We start from the raw sequence: 23,165 nt of genomic DNA, 5'->3' as shown, positions 1-23,165 counted from the left end.
GTGCCGAACCCACGGGATGCGCCGGGTTCGGCACCGCCGGGAAGCGCCGTTGCGGCTGCTCGCCGTTGCGGCGGAGAAAAGAAGGCCGGCAAAGCGAAAGGGACGGGCGGAGCGAGAGACGGGCGGAGCGAGAGACGGGCGGAGCGAGAGACGGGCGGTGGTGAGGGACGGGCGGAGCGAGGGACGGGCGGTGGTGAGGGACGGGCGGTGGTGAGGGGGGCGCCGTCGGAAGCGGGAAGGCGCCGCTCCGCCCGAGGCGGGGAGCGGCGCCCTCTGCCGGTCTCCTTGAGACGCGCGCTCTGCCGGTTCTCGCGGTGCGGCACGCGCCGTTGGTCGGCTCTCGCCGGAGGCTGCTAGTGCGCCGCCGATTCCCAGTCCGGGCCCACGCCCACCGAGACGTCCAGGGGGGCCCTGAGGTGGACCGCGTTGGACATCTGGTCGCGGAGGACGGCTTCGACCCGGTCCCGCTCGCCGGGGGCGATCTCCAGGACGATTTCGTCGTGGACCTGGAGGAGCATGCGGGACTTCAGCTCCGCCTCGCGGAGTGCGGCGTCCACCCTCAGCATCGCGATCTTGACGATGTCCGCCGCCGTGCCCTGGATGGGCGCGTTGAGCGCCATCCGCTCGGCCGCCTCCCGGCGCTGCCGGTTGTCGCTGTTGAGGTCGGGGAGGTAGCGGCGGCGGCCGAAGAGCGTCGCCGTGTAGCCGGTGGCGCGGGCCTCGTCGACGACGCGGCGCAGGTAGTCGCGGACCCCGCCGAAGCGCTCGAAGTACGTGTCCATCAGGGCCCGGGCCTCGCCCGCGTCGATGTTCAGCTGCTGGGAGAGGCCGAACGCCGACAGACCGTACGCGAGGCCGTACGACATCGCCTTGATCTTGCGGCGCATCTCCGCGTCGACGGCCGAGCGGTCGACGTCGAACACCTGGGAGGCGACCGTGTTGTGCAGGTCCTCCCCGGAGGTGAACGCCTCGATCAGGCCCTCGTCCTCGGAGAGGTGGGCCATCACACGCAGCTCGATCTGGCTGTAGTCCGCGGTCATGAGCGACTCGAAGCCGGCGCCGACGACGAAGCCCCGGCGGATCGCCCGGCCCTCGTCCGTGCGGACCGGGATGTTCTGGAGGTTCGGGTCGGTGGAGGAGAGACGGCCGGTCGCGGCGACGGTCTGGTTGAAGGTGGTGTGGATACGGTCGTCGGCGGCGACGGTCTTGATCAGGCCCTCGACCGTGACCCTCAGCTTGGCCTGCTCGCGGTGCCGGAGCATGATCACCGGCAGTTCGTTCTCGGTCTGGCCGGCCAGCCAGGCGAGCGCGTCGGCGTCGGTGGTGTAACCGGTCTTGGTCTTCTTGGTCTTGGGCAGGGCCAGCTCGCCGAAGAGGACCTCCTGGAGCTGCTTGGGCGAGCCCAGGTTGAACTCGTGGCCGGCCGCCGCGTGCGCCTCCTTCACGGCCTGCTGCACCGCGCCCGCGAACATCTGCTCCATCGCTTCCAGATGGGCGCGGTCGGCCGCGATGCCGTGCCGCTCCATCCGGGCGAGCAGGGTGGAGGTGGGCAGCTCCATGTCACGGAGCAGGTCCGCCGCGCCGACCTCCTGGAGCCGCTCCCCGAAGGCCTCGCCGAGGTCGAGGATGGCGCGGGCCTGGATCATCAGGGCCTCGGCCTCGGCGCCGTCGTCCGCGCCGAACGCCAGCTGACCGTCGGCCGCGGCGGCGGGCGCCAGCTCGCGGTGCAGGTACTCCAGGGACAGCGCGTCCAGGTCGAAGGAGCGGCGGCCGGGCTTGACCAGGTACGCGGCGAGCGCGGTGTCCATCGTGACGCCCTCGATGGTCCAGCCGTGCTCGGCGAAGACCCGCATGGCGCCCTTGACGTTGTGGAAGACCTTGGGCCGGGCGGCATCGGCCAGCCAGGCCGCCCACGCGTTCTCGTCGGCCTCGTCCCGCTCGGCGGGGTCGAACCAGGCCGCCGCTCCCTGGGCCGCGGCCAGCGCGACCTCGGCGACCGAGCCGGTGCCGAGCGCCCAGGTGTCGACGGTGGCGACGCCCAGCGGCCCGGTGCCGTGCTCGGCGAGCCAGCCGGCCAGCTCGCCGGTGCCGAGGACGGTGCCGTCGACCTCCACCCCCGCCTCGGCGGCCGGCGCGGCCTCGGCCTCCTCGGCGCCCGGGTCGACGGCGTAGAGCCGCTCCCGCAGCGACGGGTTGCGGATCTCCAGGGTGTCCAGGATCATCGCGACGTTCTTGCGGTCGTACGGCGCGCGCTCCAGGTCGGCGACCGTCTTCGGCAGCTCGACGCCCCGCTCCAGCTCGGTGAGCCGGCGGTTGAGCTTGACCGACTCCAGGTGGTCGCGGAGGTTCTGGCCGGCCTTGCCCTTGACCTCGTCGACGCGCTCCACCAGCTCGGTGAAGGAGCCGAACTGGTTGATCCACTTCGCGGCGGTCTTCTCGCCGACGCCGGGGATGCCGGGGAGGTTGTCGGACGGGTCGCCGCGCAGGGCAGCGAAGTCGGGGTACTGGGCGGGCGTCAAGCCGTACTTCTCGAAAACCTTCTCCGGGGTGAACCGGGTCAGCTCGGAGACGCCCTTCGTCGGGTAGAGGACCGTGGTGTGCTCGGTGACCAGCTGGAAGGAGTCGCGGTCGCCGGTGACGATCAGGACCTCGAAGCCCGCGGCCTCGGCCTGGGTGGCGAGGGTGGCGATGATGTCGTCGGCCTCGAAGCCCTCGACGGCGAAGCGCTGCGCGTGCATGGCGTCGAGCAGCTCGCCGATCAGTTCGACCTGGCCCTTGAACTCGTCCGGGGTCTTGGAGCGGTTCGCCTTGTACTCGGTGAACTCCTCCGACCGCCAGGTCTTGCGGGAGACGTCGAAGGCCACCGCGAAGTGCGTGGGCGCCTCGTCACGCAGGGTGTTGGCCAGCATCGACGCGAAGCCGTAGATCGCGTTCGTCGGCTGGCCCGTCGCGGTCGTGAAGTTCTCCGCGGGCAGCGCGAAGAACGCGCGGTAGGCCAGCGAGTGCCCGTCCATGAGCATCAGCCGGGGACGGGTACCGCCGGGGGTCTTGTCGGTCTGCTTCGCTGCTGTCTCTGCCACGCCCCCGATCCTGCCACGCCGCACTGACAGTGAGGGCCGACGGTCGGGGTCGCGGTGGGCCCGGCACGGTCGCGCTCCGCGAAGGCCGACGGTCCGGGCAGCGGTGAGCTGGGCACCGCCGGACATCGCCGTCGTGGCTGAGCGCCGTTGCGGCGGAAAAATCAGCAGCGGCGAGGAGCCGAAGGCCCCGCCCTGTCGAGCACCGGTCCCGTCGAGTAAGCACTGATCCCGTCAAGCATTGCTTCCGTTCCGCTTCGCCGACCGTGCTCGATCGTTGTCGGTGGCGCGTGCGAGGATCGGGTGTCCAGGGCAGTGGTGCCGGTGTAGTAGGGAGAGCGTGCGATGGCGACGAAGCCGCCCAAGGGGGATCCGGTCCAGGACGCACCGCAGGTCGCGGAGCCCAAGCACGCCGCGGCGGGGCTGCCCGCCATCGGGCACACACTGCGCATCGCCCAGCAGCAGATGGGTGTGAAGCGCACCGCGCTGACCCTGCTGCGCGTCAACCAGAAGAACGGCTTCGACTGCCCCGGCTGTGCCTGGCCGGAGCCCGATCACCGGCACGCGGCCGAGTTCTGCGAGAACGGCGCCAAGGCGGTGGCCGAGGAGGCCACTCTCCGCCGCGTGACGCCCGAGTTCTTCGCCGCGCACTCCGTGGCCGACCTGCACCACCGCAGCGGTTACTGGCTGGGCCAGCAGGGGCGGCTCACCCACCCCATGTATCTCGCCGAGGGCGCCGAGCACTACGAGCCGGTCGGCTGGGAGCGCGCCTTCGACATCATCGGCGAGGAGATCGCGGCCCTCTCCTCCCCCGACGAGGCGGTCTTCTACACCTCGGGGCGGACCAGCAACGAGGCCGCGTTCCTGTACCAGCTGTTCGCCCGCGAACTGGGCACCAACAACCTGCCGGACTGCTCCAACATGTGCCACGAGTCCTCGGGCTCGGCGCTGACCGAGACGATCGGCATCGGCAAGGGCAGCGTCCTGCTGGAGGACCTGTACAAGGCCGACCTGATCATCGTAGCCGGGCAGAACCCGGGCACCAACCATCCCCGGATGCTGTCCGCCCTGGAGAAGGCCAAGGCCAACGGCGCGAAGATCATCAGCGTCAATCCGCTCCCGGAAGCCGGCCTGGAGCGGTTCAAGAACCCGCAGACCCCCCAGGGCATGCTCAAGGGAGCCGCCCTCACCGACCTGTTCCTGCAGATCCGTATCGGCGGCGACCAGGCACTGTTCCGGCTCCTCAACAAGCTCGTGCTGGAGACCGAGGGCGCGGTCGACGACGAGTTCGTGCGCGAACACACCCACGGGTACGAGGAGTTCGCGAAGGCCGCCCGCGCCGCCGACTGGGACGAGACGCTCGCCGCCACCGGCCTCACCCGCGCGGAGATCGAGAAGACCCTCGGCATGGTGCTCGCCTCGGAGCGCACCATCGTCTGCTGGGCCATGGGGCTCACCCAGCACAAGCACTCGGTGCCGACCATCCGAGAGGTCGTCAACTTCCTGCTGCTGCGCGGCAACATCGGCCGTACCGGCGCGGGCGTCTGCCCGGTCCGCGGCCACTCGAACGTGCAGGGCGACCGCACGATGGGCATCTTCGAGCGGCCCGCCCCCGCCTTCCTGGACGCCCTGGAGAAGGAGTTCGGTTTCGCGCCGCCGCGCGAGCACGGCTTCGACGTCGTCCGGGCCATCGAGGCGCTGCGCGACGGCGAGGCGAAGGTCTTCTTCGCGATGGGCGGCAACTTCGTCGGGGCCACCCCTGACACGGACGTCACCGAGGCGGCCATGCGGCGCGCACGGCTGACCGTGCACGTGTCGACCAAGCTCAACCGCTCGCATGTGGTCACGGGCGCGCGGGCGTTGATCCTGCCGACGCTCGGCCGCACCGAGCGCGATCTCCAGGACGGCGGCGAGCAGTTCGTCACCGTCGAGGACTCCATGGGCATGGTGCACGCCTCGCGCGGCCGGCTGGAGCCCGCGAGCCCGCACCTGCTGTCGGAGCCGGCGATCGTGTGCCGGCTGGCCCGCCGGGTGCTCGGCGAGAACAGCCGTACGCCGTGGGAGGAGTTCGAGAAGGACAACGCGACGGTCCGCGACCGCATCGCGCGGGTGATCCCCGGCTTCGACGACTTCAACGCGCGCGTGGCGCACCCGGGCGGTTTCGCGCTCCCGCACGCGCCCCGGGACGAGCGCCGGTTCCCGACGGCCACCGGCAAGGCGAACTTCACGGCGGCCCCGGTCGAGTACCCCGAACTGCCCGAGGGCCGGCTGCTGTTGCAGACGCTGCGCTCGCACGACCAGTACAACACCACCATCTACGGCTTGGACGACCGCTACCGGGGCATCAAGAACGGGCGCCGGGTGGTCCTGGTCAACCCGGAGGACGCGCGGCGGCTGGGCGTCGCCGACGGGGCGTACGTGGACCTGGTCGGTGAGTGGAAGGACGGCGTGGAGCGCCGGGCACCGGGCTTCCGGGTGGTGCACTACCCGACCGCCCTGGGCTGCGCGGCCGCGTACTACCCGGAGACCAACGTACTGGTGCCGCTCGACGCCACCGCGGACACTAGCAACACCCCGGCCAGCAAGTCCGTGGTGATCCGCCTGGAGGCCGGTGTGCCGCACCCGAGGACCGCCGTCTGAGCGCCCGCTCAGGGCGTCTGGAAGAATCGGCAACCGACTGAGCGTTTGCTCAGTCGAGCAGCCGAAGACGAACGGAGCCGGCCCATGGGCGAGCAGCAGCACGTGAAGTTCCCGCAGGAGGTCATCGACGAGTACGCCTCGCTCGGTGTCGACCTGCAGGCCCTGTTCTCGGCGGGCCACCTCGGCAACCGCATGGGCGTGCAGATCACGGAGGCCTCGGCGGAGCGGGTCGTCGGCACCATGCCGGTGGAGGGCAACACCCAGCCGTACGGGCTGCTGCACGGCGGTGCCAGCGCGGTGCTCGCGGAGACCCTGGGCTCGGTCGGTTCGATGCTGCACGGCGGGAGTTCGAAGATCGCGGTGGGTGTCGACCTGAACTGCACGCATCACCGCGGGGCCCGCTCCGGCCTGGTCACCGGTGTGGCCACGCCCGTCCACCGGGGGCGTTCGACGGCGACGTACGAGATCGTGATCAGCGACGAGGAGGGCCGGCGGGTGTGCAGCGCCCGGCTGACCTGCCTGCTGCGGGACGTGCGCCCGGGCGACGAGGTCCACCTCCAGGGCACCGGCGCCTGAGCGACACCCCGGCGGGGCGAAGGGCCTCGGCACCGCGAGCCGAGGTCAGCGCCCGGTAAGAGAACAACGGGCAGCACCGCCCGTGCACCCGCCGAGAAATGCGAAGAAGTTCCGAAGGCTTGACTTTCTTTCCTCGGCGTAACTCTACGTAATACGCGTGTAATCCTCATTCGCTGTTTCACCCCAGTTCCCGGGGCGCATCCCGTCACCCACCCGCCCCGAAAGTCGCCCACAGCAACGGTCGCGCGTCATGCCCAAAACCGTCGAGACACCTGAACCGATCACGCCGAGTCCTGCGGGTTCTCAGAATGCGGACGGGGCGAATCGGGCTCAATTCCTGCTTTCCCCCCACGCTGTACCGCTCTGCATTACCTCGTGTCATAACAAGAGCGTCACAGCCTTGGGCAAGACCTCCTCCACGTTCCTCACCCGCGCTTAGAGTCACGGCCAGTCACCGCTCCATGGGGAGTTCGGTACCGGCGCGGCACTCGTCGTTCCCTGCATGGGGGCGCACTGCCCACGGAAAGGATCGATTGTGCGACAGCGTTCTCTGGTGATTCTTACCTCCGTTCTGACCACCGGAGCCCTGACACTCACCGCCTGCGGCTCCCGCGACAACAACAGCAAGAGCGGCGACAGCGGCAACGTGACGGTCACGATCGGCGTCGACGCCCCGCTGACCGGCGCGAACTCCGCCACGGGTCTCGGCATCCAGTACGGTGCCCAGATCGCCGTCGACGACGCCAACAAGAACAAGACCGTCCCGGGCGTCACCTTCAAGATCAAGGCGCTGGACGACAAGGCGGTTCCGGCCACCGGCCAGCAGAACGCCACCCAGCTCGTCTCGGACAAGACCGTGCTCGGCGTCGTCGGCCCGCTCAACTCCGGTGTGGCCACGCAGATGCAGCAGGTCTTCGCCACCGCCAACCTGGTGGAGATCTCGCCGTCCAACACCAACCCCGAGCTGACGATGGGCAAGAACTGGCAGACCAGCCCGTCGCGCCCGTTCAAGACGTACTTCCGCACCGCGACCACCGACGCCCTCCAGGGCGCCTACGCGGCGGACTACGCCTTCAACGTCGCCAAGAAGAAGAAGGCCTTCGTCGTCGACGACAAGCAGACCTACGGTGCGGGTCTGTCGAAGATCTTCTCGGAGCAGTTCGTCAAGCAGGGCGGCAAGGTCATCGGCAGCGACCACGTCAACACCGGTGACCGCGACTTCTCCACCCTGGTCACGAAGATCAAGAGCTCGGGCGCCGACATCCTCTACTACGGCGGCCAGTACGACGAGTCCGAGGTGCTGACCAAGCAGCTCAAGGACGCGGGCGCCAACATCCCGCTGTTCGGCGGCGACGGCATGTTCACCCCGACCTACATCAAGACCGCCGGCAAGGCCTCCGAGGGCGACCTGGTGACGTCGATCGGTGTCCCGGTCGACACCCTGCCCGCCGCCAAGGACTTCGTGACCACCTACAAGGCCAAGAAGTACCCCGGTGACTACGGCACCTACGGCTCGTACTCCTACGACGCCACCACCGCGATCATCAAGGCCGTCGGCACCGTCGTGAAGGACGGCAAGATCCCCACCGACGCCCGCTCCCAGATCGTCAGCGCCGTCCAGAGCACCTCCTTCGACGGCATCTCCGGCAAGATCGCGTTCGACCAGTACGGCGACACCACGAACAAGCAGCTGACCGTCTACAAGGTCGTCAGCGGTGCGTGGAAGTCCGTCCAGAGCGGCGTGGCCACCCCGAAGTAACCAGCCTTGACACATCGCACCACCAGGGCCGCGCGGCGCAGACCAACCGTCACCGCGCGGCCCGCCTTCTACCGCCCCCCTGACTCTCCCCACCACATGGAGGCCATGCGGTGAACACCCTGCCGCAGCAGCTGGCCAACGGGCTGTTCCTCGGCTCGATGTACGGTCTGATCGCCATCGGCTACACGATGGTGTACGGCATCGTCCAGCTCATCAACTTCGCCCATGGCGAGATCTTCATGACCGGAGGCTTCGGCGCCCTCACGGTCTACCTTCTCCTGCCGGACGGCATATCCATGTGGGTAGCCCTGCCGGCGATGCTCATCGGCGGCGCCCTGGCCTCCGTCCTCATCGCCGTCGGCGCCGAACGCTTCGCCTACCGTCCGCTGCGCGGCGCACCACGCCTCGCCCCATTGATCACCGCGATCGGCCTGTCGCTCGCACTCCAGCAGGCGGTCTTCAACTGGTACCACGTCGACGGCGATGCCAAGACCGCCCGGGTCTTCCCGCAACTGCCGTTCGGCCCGGTGCACATCGGCTCCGTGACCGTGCAGAGCGGTGACATCTTCCTGATCATCGCCGCCCCGCTGTGCATGGCGATCCTCGCCCTGTTCGTCCGGCTCTCCCGCACCGGCCGCGCCATGCAGGCCACCGCCCAGGACCCGGACACCGCACAGCTGATGGGCATCGACACCAACCGCATCATCGTCGTCGCGTTCGCCATCGGCGGCTTCTTCGCGGCCGTGGCCGGTGTCTCGTACGGCCTCAAGTACGGCTCCGTCTCCTACGACATGGGCTTCATCGCCGGTCTGAAGGCGTTCACCGCGGCCGTCCTCGGCGGCATCGGCAACATCTACGGCGCCATGCTCGGCGGCCTCGTCCTCGGTATCGCCGAGGCCATGGCGACCGCCTACATCTCCAACGTCCCCGGCATGCAGCAGCTCGGCGGCGGCGGCTGGGCCTCCGTGTGGGCCTTCGTCCTGCTGATCCTCGTGCTCCTCTTCAGACCACAGGGTCTGCTCGGCGAACGCGTCGCGGACAGGGCGTGAGCAGCATGACCGACACCACCACCAACGCCCCGGCCGCGGCGGAGCACGGGCCCGTCCCGCTGCCGCTGTCCGTCGCCCGGCTGCTCGTCGTCGTGGGCGCCGTCGGCACCATCGCCAGCGCCTTCCTCAGCTGGACCTGGACGTCCGACTTCCCCGGCGACCTGACCGTCTACGGCTACCCGGCCGGCCTCCAGATCCTCGCCCTCGTGGGCGGCGTCCTCACCCTGCTGTTCGGGCTCACCCTGTGGGACGTCAAGTGGCTGCGCTGGCTGAACCCGGCGAACAGCGCGTCCCCCATCCTCCTGACGGCCCTGTCGGCGTTCGCCGTCTGCTGGTTCACCGGCATCGCCATCACCGTCGACCTGGGCGGCCTGGTCAACCTCGACCCCGGCGCCTTCGTGGCGATGGCGGCCTCCGCGCTCCCGGTCGTCGGCGCCCTCGCGCTGCCCAACCCGGCCCCGGGTACCGGCATCCGCGGCTACCTGGCCAAGCCTCAGCTGCCCGCGCCCGGCAAGACGTCACCGCTCACCGAGCGCGTCATCATCACGGTCGGCGTCGCCCTCGCCCTGGTGACCTTCACCTACGGCATCGGCATCGACAACGACGCGAGCGAGACCTTCATCGGCTACCTGCTGCTGCTCGTCTTCGCCGCCTGGGGCCTGATGCACACCGGCCTCGTCGACCGCTTCGCGGCCACCGCGGCGCACCACAAGGCGTTCGCCTCGACGCTCGCCTTCGTCGCCGCCGTGATCTTCCCCTTCACCCAGAGCGACGACCACAACGCCAACGTCGGCGTGAACATCCTGATCTTCGCCACCGTCGCGCTCGGCCTCAACATCGTGGTCGGCCTCACCGGTCTGCTCGACCTCGGTTACGTCGCGTTCCTCGGCGTCGGCGCCTACGCGGCCGCCCTGGTCTCCGGCTCGGAGTACTCCCGGTTCTCCGGTGTGCACTTCCCGTTCTGGGCCGCCGCCCTCACCGGCATGGCCGCCTCGCTGGTCTTCGGTGTGCTGATCGGCGCGCCGACCCTGCGGCTGCGCGGCGACTACCTGGCCATCGTCACGCTCGGCTTCGGTGAGATCTTCCGTATCACCGTCAACAACCTCGACGGCACCTCCGGACCGAACATCACCCGTGGCCCCAACGGCATCACCCAGATCCCGGACCTGAACATCTTCGGGTTCAACCTGGGCGACTCCCACAACATCCTCGGGCACAGTCTGGGCCGGTTCGCCAACTACCTGTTCCTGATGCTCATCGTCACGGCGATCGTCGTACTCGTCTTCACCCGCGCCGCCGACTCCCGTATCGGCCGCTCCTGGATCGCCATCCGCGAGGACGAGACCGCCGCCACCGCCATGGGCATCAACGGCTTCCGCGTCAAGCTGATCGCCTTCGCCCTCGGCGCCTCCCTCGCCGGCCTCGCGGGCACCGTGATGGCACACGTCAACTACAGCGTGAACCCGCAGCCGTACCAGTTCGCCGGCGCCGCCCCGCCCAACTCGGCCTTCCTGCTGGCCGCCGTCGTCCTCGGCGGCATGGGCACCGTCAGCGGTCCGCTGCTCGGCGCGAGCGTGCTCTACCTGGTCCCGGAGAAGCTCCAGTTCCTCCAGAACTACGAGCTGTTCGCCTTCGGTATCGCGCTGATCGTGCTGATGCGGTTCCGGCCGGAAGGCATCATCGCCAACCGCCGCCGCCAGCTGGAGTTCCACGAGACCGGCCAGCTCGACGTACCCGCGCAGGCGACGCTGAGCGACGATCCGGCCGTCACCAAGGCAGGGGCGTAAGGAACCATGACGACACCTGTACTCGAAGCCCGTGACGTCACGATGCGGTTCGGCGGCCTGACCGCCGTCCGGTCGGTGGACTTCACGGTCAACAGTGGCGAGATCGTCGGCCTGATCGGCCCGAACGGCGCCGGCAAGACGACCTTCTTCAACTGCCTCACCGGTCTGTACGTGCCCACCGAGGGCACGGTCTCCTACCAGGGCAAGGTGCTGCCGCCCAAGCCGCACCTGGTGACGCAGGCGGGCATCGCGCGTACGTTCCAGAACATCCGGCTCTTCGCCAACATGACCGTCCTGGAGAACGTCCTCGTGGGCCGCCACACGCGGACCAAGGAGGGCCTGTGGTCCGCGCTGCTGCGCGGCCCCGGCTTCCGCAAGGCCGAGAAGGAGTCCGAGGCGAAGGCCATGGAACTCCTGGAGTTCATCGGCCTCGCCGCCAAGCGCGACCACCTCGCGCGCAACCTGCCCTACGGCGAGCAGCGCAAGCTGGAGATCGCGCGGGCGCTGGCCAGCGAGCCGGGCCTGCTGCTGCTCGACGAGCCGACGGCCGGCATGAACCCGCAGGAGACCCGGGCCACCGAGGAACTGGTCTTCGCCATCCGGGACAAGGGCATCGCCGTCCTCGTCATCGAGCACGACATGCGCTTCATCTTCAACCTGTGCGACCGGGTCGCCGTCCTCGTCCAGGGCGAGAAGCTGGTCGAGGGCACCTCGGACGTCGTACAGGCGGACGAGCGCGTCGTCGCCGCGTATCTGGGCGAGCCCTTCGAGGGCGACCCCGGTGCGGCGGAGGCCGCCGAGGTCGAGGCCGCGGAAGCCGCCGCCGAGACGGAGAGCGCCGAGACCCCGGAGAGCACCGAGGCGGACAGCACCACCAAGGGAGAGGCCCAGTGACCGCACTGCTGGAGGTCGAGGACCTCAGGGTCGCCTACGGCAAGATCGAGGCCGTCAAGGGCATCTCGTTCAGTGTCGAGGCCGGTCAGGTCGTGACCCTCATCGGCACCAACGGGGCCGGCAAGACAACGACCCTGCGTACCCTGTCGGGGCTGCTGAAGCCGGCCTCGGGGCGGATCCTGTTCGACGGCAAGCCGCTCAGCGGGGTGCCGGCGCACAAGATCGTCGCGCTCGGGCTCGCCCACTCCCCCGAGGGCCGGCACATCTTCCCGCGCCTGACGATCACGGAGAACCTTCAGCTCGGTGCCTTCCTCCGCAAGGACAAGGCGGGCATCGAGAAGGACATCCAGCGGGCCTACGACCTCTTCCCGATCCTGGGCGAGCGGCGCAAGCAGGCCGCGGGCACCCTCTCGGGCGGTGAGCAGCAGATGCTGGCGATGGGGCGGGCGCTGATGTCCCAGCCGAAGCTGCTGATGCTGGACGAGCCGTCGATGGGGCTGTCGCCGATCATGATGCAGAAGATCATGTCGACGATCTCCGAGCTGAAGTCGGAGGGTACGACGATTCTGCTGGTCGAGCAGAACGCGCAGGCGGCGCTGTCGCTGGCCGACCAGGGGCATGTGATGGAGGTCGGCAACATCGTGCTGTCGGGCAGCGGGCAGGATCTGCTGACCGATGAATCGGTGCGAAAGGCCTACTTGGGCGAGGACTAGGTCGTGGGATCACTGCGGGCCGGTGGGGGCTGGTCGCGCAGCTCCCCGCGCCCCCAAAAGACGTAGGCCCGCGCCCCTCTTCTCCGGGGCGCGGGCCTTGTCGTGTGTATGTGCGGGTCAGCCCTTGCCGGACTTCTTCTCCTCGCTGTCCGCGATGACCGCCTCCGCGACCTGCTGCATCGACATGCGGCGGTCCATCGACGTCTTCTGGATCCAGCGGAACGCGGCCGGCTCGGTCAGGCCGTACTCGGTCTGGAGGACGGACTTCGCGCGGTCGACCAGCTTGCGGGTCTCCAGGCGCAGGGTGAGGTCGGCGACCTCCTGCTCCAGCTGCTTCAGCTCGGTGAAGCGGGAGACGGCCATCTCGATCGCCGGGACGACGTCGCTCTTGCTGAACGGCTTGACCAGGTACGCCATCGCACCGGCGTCCCGGGCCCGCTCGACGAGGTCGCGCTGCGAGAAGGCGGTGAGCATCAGGACCGGGGCGATGGACTCCTCGGCGATCTTCTCGGCCGCCGAGATGCCGTCCAGCTTGGGCATCTTGACGTCGAGGATGACGAGGTCGGGGCGGTGCTCGCGGGCCAGCTCGACGGCCTGCTCGCCGTCACCGGCCTCCCCGACGACCGTGTACCCCTCCTCCTCCAGCATCTCTTTCAGGTCGAGCCGGATCAGGGCCTCGTCCTCGGCGATGACGACACGGGTCGTCAGCGGAGGCACGTGCGACTTGTCGTCGGGTGCGTCGACTGGCTGGGGCGACTCGGCGGCGGTCACGGGGGCTCCTCGTTCAGGGCACGGGTACTGCTGACAAGAGCCTACCTAGCTACGGTATGGTGGACGCGCGGAGGGTCGGGGATCACCTTTGATTCTTCGAGCCCCGGTAGCCCAATTGGCAGCAGGCAACGGATTCAAAACCCGTACAGTGTCGGTTCGAGTCCGACCCGGGGCACTTTTCCTTGGATTCCAAGGTCGCGTTATTGCATTTCCGAAGGGCCCCTCCGTGCGACGGAGGGGCCCTTCGCGTGTCACTTGGGGCTGTCGTCCTCACCGATGTGGTGAACCCGGACCATGTTGGTGGAGCCGGAGACGCCGGGCGGGGAGCCCGCCGTGATGACCACAACGTCGCCCTGCTCGCAGCGGCCGTACTTCAGCAGCAGCTCGTCGACCTGGTCGACCATCTTGTCCGTCGAGTCGACGTGCGGGCCCAGGAAGGTCTCGACGCCCCAGGTGAGGCTGAGCTGGGAGCGGGTGGCCGGAACCGGGGTGAACGCGAGCAGCGGGATCGGCGAGCGGTAGCGGGACAGCCGGCGCACGGTGTCTCCGGACTCGGTGAACGCGACCAGGAACTTCGCGTTCAGGAAGTCGCCCATCTCGGCGGCGGCCCGGGCGACCGCGCCACCCTGGGTGCGGGGCTTGTTGCTCTCGGTCAGCGGCGGCAGGCCCTTGGCGAGAATGTCCTCCTCGGCCGCCTCGACGATCTTCGCCATGGTGCGGACGGTCTCGATCGGGTACTTGCCGACGCTGGTCTCGCCGGAGAGCATCACCGCGTCCGTGCCGTCGATGACCGCGTTGGCGACGTCGGAGGCCTCGGCGCGGGTGGGCCGCGAGTTCTCGATCATCGAGTCGAGCATCTGGGTGGCGACGATGACCGGCTTGGCATTGCGCTTGGCGAGCTTGATCGCGCGCTTCTGGACGATCGGCACCTGCTCCAGCGGCATCTCCACACCCAGGTCGCCGCGCGCCACCATGATGCCGTCGAAGGCGGCCACGATGGAGTCGATGTTCTCGACGGCCTGCGGCTTCTCGACCTTGGCGATCACCGGGAGGCGGCGGCCCTCCTCGTCCATGATGCGGTGGACGTCCTCGATGTCCTTGCCGCTGCGCACGAAGGACAGGGCGATCACGTCGAAGCCGGTGCGCAGCGCCCAGCGCAGGTCGGCCTCGTCCTTCTCGGACAGGGCCGGGACGGAGACGGCGACGCCGGGGAGGTTGAGGCCCTTGTGGTCGGAGACCATGCCGCCCTCGACCACCGTGGTGTGCACGCGGGGGCCGTCGACGTGGGTGACCTCCAGACAGACCTTGCCGTCGTCGACGAGGACGCGCTCACCGGGGGTGACGTCGGCCGCCAGGCCCGTGTACGTCGTCCCGCACTGGTGCCGGTCGCCCTCGGCGCCGTCCTCCACCGTGATGACGAAGGTGTCGCCGCGTTCGAGGAGTACGGGGCCTTCGGTGAAGCGGCCGAGCCGGATCTTCGGACCTTGAAGGTCGGCGAGGGCTCCGATGCTGCGACCGGACTCGTCGGCGGCCTTGCGGACACGCTGGTAGCGCTCCTCGTGCTCGGCGTAGCCGCCGTGGCTGAGGTTGAATCGGGCGACGTCCATGCCGGCCTCGACCAGGGCCTTGATCTGGTCGTACGAGTCGGTGGCGGGCCCCAGAGTACAGACGATCTTTGCTCGGCGCATGCTTTCGAGCCTAGGCCTTACCGGCGGGTAGAGAATTGGCCGTACATGACGACCCAACAACCTTTGCGTGAAGGCCTATTGACAAGTGTTGAATTGTGCGGCGCCCCGCTCCTATGAGCATCTCGCACTTGTTGAATACGGCGTGTTCAGGTCATCAGATCGAAACCTCCCGGGCCTGTTGCCGGCGGTCATGCCCAGGACAGAATCTACGCGCGTCGTTGACCGAATCGCGAGGAGATCAAAACATGCCCTTGAACCGCCGGAAGTTCCTGGAGAAGTCGGCCGCGACCGGAGCCGGCGTGGCGATCGCCGGCGCGGCGGCGGCCCCGGCACAGGCCTCGGCCGGGCCCGCCCGGCGCCCCAGGCGGTACTCCCTCACCGTCATGGGCACCACCGACCTGCACGGGCACGTCTTCAACTGGGACTACTTCAAGGACGCGGAGTACGCCGACAAGGCCGGCAACGCGATGGGCCTGGCGCGCATCTCGACCCTGGTGAACCAGGTGCGTGAGGCGAAGGGTTGCCACAACACCCTGCTCCTTGACGCGGGTGACACCCTCCAGGGCACCCCGCTGACGTACTACTACGCCAAGGTCGACCCGATCACCGCCAAGGGCGGCCCGGTGCACCCCATGGCGCAGGCCATGAACGCGATCGGCTACGACGCGGCGGCCCTCGGCAACCACGAGTTCAACTACGGCATCGAGACGCTCCGCACGTTCGAGGACCAGCTGGACTTCCCGCTGCTCGGCGCCAACGCGGTCGACGCGAAGACCCTGAAGCCGGCCTTCCCGCCGTACTTCGTCAAGAAGTTCCACGTGCCGGGCGCTCCCCCGGTCAAGGTCGCCGTCCTCGGCCTGACCAACCCGGGCATCGCCATCTGGGACAAGGCCTACGTCCAGGGCAGGCTTGCCTTCCCCGGCCTGGAGGAGCAGGCCGCGAAGTGGGTGCCGAAGCTGAAGGCGCTGGGCGCGGACGTGGTCGTGGTCTCGGCCCACTCCGGCTCCTCGGGCACCTCCTCCTACGGAGACCAGGTGCCGTACGTGGAGAACGCGGCGGCGAACGTGGCCAGGCAGGTGCCGGGCATCGACGCGATCCTGGTCGGCCACGCGCACGTGGAGATCCCGGAGCTGAAGGTCGTCAACGAGGCCACCGGCCGGACGGTCGTGCTCTCCGAACCGCTGTGCTACGCCGAGCGCCTCACCCTCTTCGACATCGAGCTGGTGTTCAACAAGGGCGCCTGGGAGGTCGAGTCGGTCGCGGCCTCACTGCTGAACTCCAACTCGGTCGCCGACGACCCGAAGATCACCCGTCTCCTGAAGGACGAGCACGCGAAGGTCGTCGCGTACGTCAACCAGGTCGTCGGCACCGCGACCGAGACCCTGACCACGGTCGACGCCCGCTACCGGGACGCCCCGATCATCGACCTGATCACCAAGGTCCAGGAGGACGTCGTCAAGGCGGCCCTGGCGGGCACCGAGTACGCGTCGCTGCCGGTGCTCGCGCAGGCCTCGCCGTTCTCGCGGACCTCCGAGATCCCGGCCGGCAAGGTGACCATCCGGGACCTGTCGAGCCTGTACGTGTACGACAACACGCTGGTCGCCAAGCTGATGACGGGGGCGCAGCTCCGCGCCTACCTGGAGTACTCGGCGGAGTACTTCGTCCGGACGGCGGCGGACGCCCCCGTCGACGTGGAGAAACTGACGAACGCGGACAACCGCCCGGACTACAACTACGACTACGTCTCGGGCCTCCGGTACGAGATCGACGTCGCGCAGGCGGCCGGGTCCCGGATCAGGAACCTGACCTACGACGGCGCGGCCCTCGACGACACCCGGCAGTTCGTGCTCGCCGTGAACAACTACCGTGCCAACGGCGGCGGCGCGTTCCCCCATGTCGCCTCGGCCAAGGAGCTGTGGTCGGAGTCGACGGAGATCCGCACCCGGATCGCGGAGTGGGTGACCGCCAAGGGCGTCTTGGACCCGAAGGACTTCGCGTCGGTGGACTGGAAGCTGACCCGCGACGGCACGCCGGTGTTCTGAGGGAGGTGAGGGGGCGCCGGTCCGGGGACCGGCGCCCTTCGCTCAGTCGACCAGCGGGGTGAGCTGCCTCGGCTGCTGCTGCGCCGGGACCCGCTCCTCCGGCCGCTCCAGGCCGAAGCTGGTGAACGCCGTGCGGGCGGGCAGCGGGTAGGGGTCCTTGCCGGTCAGGGAGTTGAGGATGGTGGCGCTGCGCCAGGCGGCCAGGCCCAGGTCCGGGCTGCCGACGCCGTGGGTGTGGAGTTCGGCGTTCTGGACGTACGCCGTTCCGGTCACCGACGAGTCCAGGACGAGCCGGAACCGCTCGTCCACGCGCGGGCGTTCGCTGTTGTCCCGGCGCAGGTAGGGGTCGAGTCCGGCGAGCAGGCGGCCCAGGGGGCGTTCGCGGTAGCCGGTGGCCAGGACGACGGCGTCGGTGGTGAGCCGGGAGCGGTTGCCCTGCTGGACGTGTTCGAGGTGGAGCTCGACCTTGGTGGTGGCGACGCGCCCGGCGGTGCGGACCTGGACCCCCGGGGTCAGGACGGCTTCGGGCCAGCCGCCGTGCAGCGTACGGCGGTACAGCTCGTCGTGGATGGCGGCGGCGGTGTCGGCGTCGATGCCCCGGTGCAGCTGCCACTGGGAGGAGACGAGCCGGTCCCGGACGGGTTCCGCAAGGGCGTGGAAGTAGCGGGTGTAGTCGGGGGTGAAGTGCTCTAGGCCGAGCTTGGAGTACTCCATGGGCGCGAACGCCGCGCTGCGCCCGATCCAGTGCACCTTCTCGCGGCCGGCCGGCCGGTTGCGCAGCAGGTCGAGGAAGACCTCGGCGCCGGACTGCCCGGAGCCCACGACGGTGACGTGCTCGGCGGCGAGGAAGGCCTCGCGGTGGTCGAGATAGTCGGCCGCGTGGATGACCGGGACGCCCGGGGACTCCACGAGGGGCCTGAGCGGATCGGGCACGTACGGGACGGTCCCGACGCCGATCACGACGTTCCTCGTGTACGTGCGGCCGAGCGACTCGGCCTCGCCCTCGGCGTCGAGCCGGGTGAAGTCGACCTCGAACAGATCGCGTTCGGAGTTCCAGCGGACGGCGTCGACCTGGTGGGAGAAGCACAGTCCGGGCAGGCTCTCGGCGACCCAGCGGCAGTAGGCGTCGTACTCGGCGCGCCGGATGTGGAAGCGCTCGGCGAAGTAGAAGGGGAAGAGCCGGTCGCGGGCCTTGAGGTAGTTGAGGAACGACCAGTGGCTCGCGGGGTCGGCGAGGGTCACCAGGTCGGCGAGGAACGGGACCTGGATGGTGGCGCCGTCGATCAGCAGCCCGGGGTGCCAGTCGAAACCCGGGCGCTGTTCGTAGAAGACGGCGTCGAGTTCGGCGAGCGGGTGGGCGAGTGCGGCGAGGGAGAGGTTGCACGGTCCGATGCCGACACCGACCAGGTCGCGGGGTGCTTCGGGCTCGTGGCGTGGGGGGTTGGTCATCTGGGGGTGGTTCCTTCCACGAGTTTCAGGAGGAGGGCCAGTTCGTCCGGCCGGGAGTGGGGGTTGAGGAGCGTGACCTTGAACCAGAGCCGGCCGTCGAGCCGGGCCCGGCCGAGTACCGCCCGGCCGTCGTGCAGCAGGCTGCGCCGTACGCCGGCCACGTCGTCGTCGGTGGCTCCGGTGGGGCGGAACAGCACCGTGCTGATGTTCGGCCGGTCGTAGAGCTCGAAGCCGGGGTGCTCGCGGACCAGGGCGGCGAACTCCCGCGCGCGTGCGCACACCTGGTCGACCAGCGCGCCGAGTCCGGTGCGGCCCAGGGTCTTGAGAGTGACCGCGATCTTGAGGACGTCGGGGCGCCGGGTGGTGCGCAGGGAGCGGCCGAGCAGGTCGGGGTAGCCGGCCTCGGTGTCGTCGTCGGCGTTGAGGTAGTCGGCGTGCTGGTGGAGGACGCCGAGCTCGGCCGGGCGGGCGACGGCGAGGAGGCCGGCGGCGACCGGCTGCCAACCGAGTTTGTGCAGGTCGAGCGTGACGCTGTGGGCGCGCTCCAGGCCGGCCAGCTTGTCCCGGTGCCGGTCGCTGAAGGCGAGACCGCCCCCGTAGGCGGCGTCGACGTGCAGCCGGGCGCCGTGGGCGGCGCAGAGTCCGGCGATCTCGGGCAGCGGGTCGATGAGCCCGGCGTCGGTGGTGCCGGCGGTGGCTGCGACCAGCAGGGGCCGGGGCAGACGGGTGAGGGCGTCGTGCAGGGCGGCCGGGTCGAGGGTGCCGTTCGGGGCGGGGACCACGACGGGGTCGGGCAGGCCGAGCAGCCAGGCGGCGCGCGGCAGCGAGTGGTGGGCGTTGGCCCCGCAGACCAGCCGGACGCCGCCGGTGGCCTCGCGGGCCAGCAGCAGGGCCAGCTGGTTGGACTCGGTGCCGCCGGTGGTGACCAGCGCGTCGGAGAGGCCGATGGTGTGGGCGAGGGTGCGGGTGACCAGGGCTTCCAGGGCGGAGGCGGCCGGGGCCTGGTCCCAGGAGTCCAGGGAGGGGTTGAGGGCGCTCGCGGCGAGGTCGGCGGCGGTGGCGACGGCGAGCGGCGGGCAGTGCAGATGCGCGGCGCACAGCGGGTCGGCGGGGTCGGCGGCGCCCTCGGCGAGGGCGGTCACCAGGGTGCGCAGGGCGTCGGGGTCGCCGTCGTCCGGGAGTACGTCCCCCACGGCGTCCGCGATCCGCTCGGCCACCGCGGCCGGACCGCCCGCGGGCAGCGGTCCGCCGCGCGCCCGGCCGCCCTCGCGCAGCGCGTCGAGCACGGTGTCCAGCAGAGGCCGCAGGGCGTCGGGGCCCTGGGGTCCGGATGCGAGGGGCGGCGTGCTCATGGGCTCTCCTCGGGGCGCTGGCCGAAAGGGGGTGTACGCAGGGGGAGTTCCAGCTTGTACGGGATTGGGTCTGCGTGCCCCCAAAGTTCAACGATCGAAACCCGAAAGTGGGTACTGCCGTGCGGGGAAAACCTGTCGGGGCGGTGCGCCCCGGGCGCGCCGGAGCAAGCGGTGAAAGGGCGTTGAGACCGGGGCTGACCGGGGTTAACGTCGGTCGCGTGGTGGACGCGTGGATGATCGACGTGCCCGGTGAACGGGTGCTGGTGCGGGAGCCCCGGCCCGCGGACGAGGTGCCGCTGCTGGACCTCTTCGAGGCCTGCGAGGACTGGTTCGTGGCGGCGACCGGGCTGCCGTCGGGGCCGGGCGACGTGCAGAGCCTGTTCTACGGGCTGCCCGAGGGCGCCGACCCCGACGACAAGGTGCTGCTGGTGCTGGAGCGGGACGGGGTCGTCTCGGGCCTGGTGGACGCGGTACGGAACCATCCGGTGCCCGGCGCGGTCTCGGTGGGGCTGTTCCTGCTGGCGCCCTGGGCGCGGGGCCGGGGCCTGGGGCGGGCGCTGGCCGAGTCGCTGCTCGCGCATGCCGAAGAGGTGTCCCTGGTGACGGCGTCGGTGCCGCCGGGCTGGCGCCCCGGGGAGTGCTTCCTGGAGCGCCTCGGCTTCACGCTGGGCGCGGAGGTGCCGAGGACGGCCGAGGTGGGCAACCGGCGCGCGGGACCGCGGGAGCGCGGGGTGCGCCGGGCGGAGCTGCGGCCGACCGCGGGCTGACGGGCCCGGTCCGGTCGTCGCGGCCGCGATCTGCCGGTGTCGGCGGCGGCCGGGCCGGTCCCCGCATCGTCGCCGGGACCGGCCGTGCCCGTGTCGCTCTACGCCTCGCGGACCCGCAACGCCCTCTCCAGGTCGTCCAGTTGGTCGATCAGTTGGCGGCGCAGGGCCGTGACCGGCTCGGCGTCGGCCAGGCAGGCCCGGCCGTGGGCGAGGTTCTCGGCGTCGACGGCGTGGGCGGGGAAGGCCTGCCGGCCGGTGACCGTGGCGATACGGGGGCCGCGCCGGGCGGCGACGGCGACCGCGTCCTGGTAGTAGCGCGGCACGTAGTCGCTGACCAGGTCGGCCTGTTCGGGGTGCCAGAAGCCCTCGGCGGTGGCCGTGAACAGGTAGTTGGACAGGTCGTCGCCGCCGAACATGGCCTCCCAGGCGGTGCGCTTGGCCTCGGGGTCGGGCAGCGCGGCCCGGCATCGGGCGGCGCCTTCCTGGCCGCTGGCGCTGGGATCGCGGGCCAGCTCGGCGGCGATCCGGTCCTCGTCCACGGCACCGAGGACGGCGAGCCGGCTCATGATGCGCCAGCGCAGCTCGGGGTCCAGCTCGGGCCCGCCGGGCACGGTGCCCTCGGCGAGCCAGGCGGCGATGGTGTCCGGGTGGGCGGCGGCATGGATGAAGTGCCGTACGGCGACCAGGCGCAGCCCCGGGTTGTCGCCGTCCTCGGTGCGCCGGATGAAGTCGCGGCACAGCGAGGAGAGGGTGGCGAGGGCGGCCGGGCGGTCCTCGGGCCTGAGGTACCGGTCGACGACGTGGACCGCGGTGAAGGCCAGCACGCCCTGGACGAGGGCGAGGTCGGTCTCGTGCGGGAGATGGGCCCGGGCGGCCTCCAGGTAGGCGGCGGGCGGGAGTTCCCCGTCGCGGACGGCGTCCCGCAGGGCGTTCCAGACCACCGCGCGGGTCAGCGGGTCGGGCAGGCCCGACAGGTGGGCGCGGACGGTGTCGGCGGACTCGGCGTCGAAGCGGACCTTGGCGTAGGTCAGGTCGCCGTCGTTGAGCACGAGCAGGGCGGGGCGCTTGCCGAGGGCCTGGGGGGCGGTCTGCGGGATGTCGAGGTCGATGCGCTCGCGCAGGGTGAGTCCGCCCTCGTCGGCGAGGTCCTGGTCGTAGACGCCGACGCAGATGCGGTGCGGGCGGCTGCCGGTGCGCTCGACGGTGAGGGTGCGGGTGCCGTCGGCGGCGGTGGCCAGGACCGGGGTGAGGGTGTCGACGCCGGTGGTGCGCAGCCAGGTGTCGGCCCAGGCGTGCACGTCGCGTTCGGTGGCGGCGGCGAGGGAGTCGATGAAGTCGGCGAGGGTGGCATTGCCGAACCGGTGCCGCTGGAAGTGGATGTTGATGCCGGCGAGGAAGTCCTTCTCGCCCATCCAGGCGACCAGCTGGCGCAGCGCGGAGGCGCCCTTGGCGTAGGAGATGCCGTCGAAGTTGAGCAGGGCGGCGGCGGTGTCGCCGACGGCCTCGGGGGCGACCGGGTGGGTGGAGGGGCGCTGGTCGGCGTCGTAGCCCCAGGCCTTGCGGGACACCCCGAAGTCGACCCAGGTCTCGGTGAAGCGGGTGGCCTCGGTGAGGGTCTGGTAGCCCATGTACTCGGCGAAGGACTCGTTCAGCCAGATGTCGTCCCACCACCTGAGGGTGACGAGGTCGCCGAACCACATGTGGGCCATCTCGTGGGCGATCACCATCGCGCGGGTCTGCCGCTCGGTGTCGGTGACGGCGGAGCGGTAGACGAACTCGTCGCGGAAGGTGACCAGACCCGGGTTCTCCATGGCGCCGGCGTTGAACTCGGGGACGAACGCCTGGTCGTAGGAGTCGAACGGGTAGGGCTCCTCGAACTTCTCGTGGTAGCGGTCGTAGCACGCGCGCGTGATGTCGAGGATCTCCTCGGCGTCGGCGTCGAGGTGCGGGGCGAGCGAGCGGCGGCAGTGGATGCCGAAGGGCAGTCCGCGGTGCTCGGTGCGCACCGAGTGCCAGGGGCCGGCGGCGACGGCGACCAGGTAGGTGGAGATCAGCGGGGTGGCGGCGGCTCGCCAGCGGCCCTTGCCGAGGTCTTCGGCGACACCGTTGGCGAGGACGGTCCAGCCTTCGGGAGCGGTCACGGACAGCTCGAAGACGGCCTTCAGGTCGGGCTGGTCGAAGGCGGCGAAGACACGCTGCACGTCGTCCAGGAACAGCTGGGTGTAGACGTACGTCGCGTCGTCCGAGGGGTCGGTGAAGCGGTGCATGCCCTCGCCGGTGCGCGAATAACGCATGGTGGCTTCGACGCGCAGCTCGTGCTCGCCCGCGGTGAGGTCCTTCAGGGGCAGCCGGTTCTCGTCCAGCGTCCCGGGGTCGAGGGGCTGTCCGTCGAGGGTGACGGCGCGCAGTTCGACGGGCTTCATCTCGACGAACGTGTCGCCGTCGGACCGGGCCGTGAACCTGATCACGGTGCGGGAGTCGAAGGTCTCGTCCCCGGTGGTCAGGTCGAGGTCGATCGTGTAGCGGTGGACGTCGAGGAGCTCGGCGCGGCTCTGCGCTTCGTCGCGAGTCAGTACGGACATGCGGGCCATGCTGCCCGAT

At 70.2% G+C, this 23,165-nt stretch carries 15 protein-coding genes and 1 tRNA gene; 10 read left to right on the top strand and 6 right to left on the bottom strand.

The annotated features are described in order from the left end of the window. Positions 1 to 353: 353 nt before the first annotated feature. The gene (gene polA / locus ACWGKQ_RS34930) at positions 354 to 3,080 is read right to left on the bottom strand and encodes a DNA polymerase I (protein WP_453296033.1); all 2,727 of its coding nucleotides are present in this window, start codon (positions 3,078 to 3,080) and stop codon (positions 354 to 356) included. Between the two features lie 342 nt (positions 3,081 to 3,422). Here polA and ACWGKQ_RS34925 point away from each other — a divergent pair, with 342 nt between their 5' ends. From ACWGKQ_RS34925 to ACWGKQ_RS34895, 7 genes are all read left to right on the top strand, one after another. Further along, positions 3,423 to 5,717, top strand: a complete 2,295-nt coding sequence (locus tag ACWGKQ_RS34925; RefSeq protein WP_453296032.1) for an FdhF/YdeP family oxidoreductase — start codon at positions 3,423 to 3,425, stop codon at positions 5,715 to 5,717. A gap of 84 nt (positions 5,718 to 5,801) precedes the next feature. Next, positions 5,802 to 6,293 carry a PaaI family thioesterase gene (locus ACWGKQ_RS34920; RefSeq protein ID WP_453296031.1) on the top strand — a complete coding sequence of 164 codons (492 nt, stop codon included), beginning with the start codon at positions 5,802 to 5,804 and terminating at the stop codon, positions 6,291 to 6,293. 502 nt (positions 6,294 to 6,795) lie between these two features. Continuing rightward, a complete protein-coding gene (locus ACWGKQ_RS34915) occupies positions 6,796 to 8,052 on the top strand; it encodes a branched-chain amino acid ABC transporter substrate-binding protein (RefSeq protein WP_453296030.1) in 1,257 nt (418 codons plus the stop codon). A gap of 110 nt (positions 8,053 to 8,162) precedes the next feature. After that, on the top strand, positions 8,163 to 9,101 hold the full coding sequence (locus ACWGKQ_RS34910) for a branched-chain amino acid ABC transporter permease (RefSeq protein ID WP_453296029.1): 939 nt from the start codon (positions 8,163 to 8,165) through the stop codon (positions 9,099 to 9,101). Positions 9,102 to 9,106: 5 nt separating this feature from the next. Continuing rightward, positions 9,107 to 10,888 (top strand): branched-chain amino acid ABC transporter permease, encoded by a 1,782-nt coding sequence (locus ACWGKQ_RS34905; protein WP_453296036.1) that lies wholly within the window; start codon positions 9,107 to 9,109, stop codon positions 10,886 to 10,888. Between the two features lie 6 nt (positions 10,889 to 10,894). Then, positions 10,895 to 11,782, top strand: coding sequence for an ABC transporter ATP-binding protein (locus ACWGKQ_RS34900; RefSeq protein ID WP_453296028.1), 888 nt, complete (start codon positions 10,895 to 10,897; stop codon positions 11,780 to 11,782). Continuing rightward, positions 11,779 to 12,495: an ABC transporter ATP-binding protein gene (locus ACWGKQ_RS34895; RefSeq protein ID WP_453296027.1), complete on the top strand. Its 717-nt coding sequence runs from the start codon at positions 11,779 to 11,781 to the stop codon at positions 12,493 to 12,495. The genes ACWGKQ_RS34900 and ACWGKQ_RS34895 overlap by 4 nt, the downstream gene beginning before the upstream one ends. Before the next feature lie 117 nt (positions 12,496 to 12,612). On the opposite strand, the gene ACWGKQ_RS34890 is transcribed toward ACWGKQ_RS34895, so the two are convergent. Then, positions 12,613 to 13,266 carry an ANTAR domain-containing response regulator gene (locus ACWGKQ_RS34890; RefSeq protein WP_453296026.1) on the bottom strand — a complete coding sequence of 218 codons (654 nt, stop codon included), beginning with the start codon at positions 13,264 to 13,266 and terminating at the stop codon, positions 12,613 to 12,615. A gap of 100 nt (positions 13,267 to 13,366) precedes the next feature. On the opposite strand from ACWGKQ_RS34890, the gene ACWGKQ_RS34885 reads away from it, so the two are divergent. Then, a tRNA-Leu gene (locus ACWGKQ_RS34885) sits at positions 13,367 to 13,441 on the top strand. A 76-nt stretch (positions 13,442 to 13,517) separates the two neighbouring features. Here ACWGKQ_RS34885 and pyk read toward each other — a convergent pair. Further along, positions 13,518 to 14,954: a pyruvate kinase gene (gene pyk / locus ACWGKQ_RS34880; protein ID WP_453296025.1), complete on the bottom strand. Its 1,437-nt coding sequence runs from the start codon at positions 14,952 to 14,954 to the stop codon at positions 13,518 to 13,520. Positions 14,955 to 15,199: 245 nt separating this feature from the next. Between pyk and ACWGKQ_RS34875 the strand changes: the two genes are divergently transcribed. After that, the gene (locus tag ACWGKQ_RS34875) at positions 15,200 to 16,996 is read left to right on the top strand and encodes a bifunctional metallophosphatase/5'-nucleotidase (RefSeq protein WP_453296024.1); all 1,797 of its coding nucleotides are present in this window, start codon (positions 15,200 to 15,202) and stop codon (positions 16,994 to 16,996) included. 42 nt (positions 16,997 to 17,038) lie between these two features. On the opposite strand, the gene ACWGKQ_RS34870 is transcribed toward ACWGKQ_RS34875, so the two are convergent. Then, positions 17,039 to 18,445 (bottom strand): lysine N(6)-hydroxylase/L-ornithine N(5)-oxygenase family protein, encoded by a 1,407-nt coding sequence (locus tag ACWGKQ_RS34870; protein WP_453296023.1) that lies wholly within the window; start codon positions 18,443 to 18,445, stop codon positions 17,039 to 17,041. Further along, positions 18,442 to 19,797 (bottom strand): pyridoxal phosphate-dependent decarboxylase family protein, encoded by a 1,356-nt coding sequence (locus ACWGKQ_RS34865; protein ID WP_453296022.1) that lies wholly within the window; start codon positions 19,795 to 19,797, stop codon positions 18,442 to 18,444. The genes ACWGKQ_RS34870 and ACWGKQ_RS34865 overlap by 4 nt, the downstream gene beginning before the upstream one ends. 218 nt (positions 19,798 to 20,015) lie before the next feature. On the opposite strand from ACWGKQ_RS34865, the gene ACWGKQ_RS34860 reads away from it, so the two are divergent. Then, the gene (locus ACWGKQ_RS34860) at positions 20,016 to 20,564 is read left to right on the top strand and encodes an N-acetyltransferase family protein (RefSeq protein WP_453296021.1); all 549 of its coding nucleotides are present in this window, start codon (positions 20,016 to 20,018) and stop codon (positions 20,562 to 20,564) included. Positions 20,565 to 20,662: 98 nt separating this feature from the next. On the opposite strand, the gene pepN is transcribed toward ACWGKQ_RS34860, so the two are convergent. Continuing rightward, a complete protein-coding gene (gene pepN / locus ACWGKQ_RS34855) occupies positions 20,663 to 23,146 on the bottom strand; it encodes an aminopeptidase N (protein WP_453296020.1) in 2,484 nt (827 codons plus the stop codon). Positions 23,147 to 23,165 lie beyond the last annotated feature (19 nt).

The sequence above is a fragment of the Streptomyces sp. NPDC054770 genome, assembly GCF_053611985.1.
Note: the sequence above shows the minus strand (reverse complement) of the source record. Positions and strands in the feature narration are given on the sequence as shown.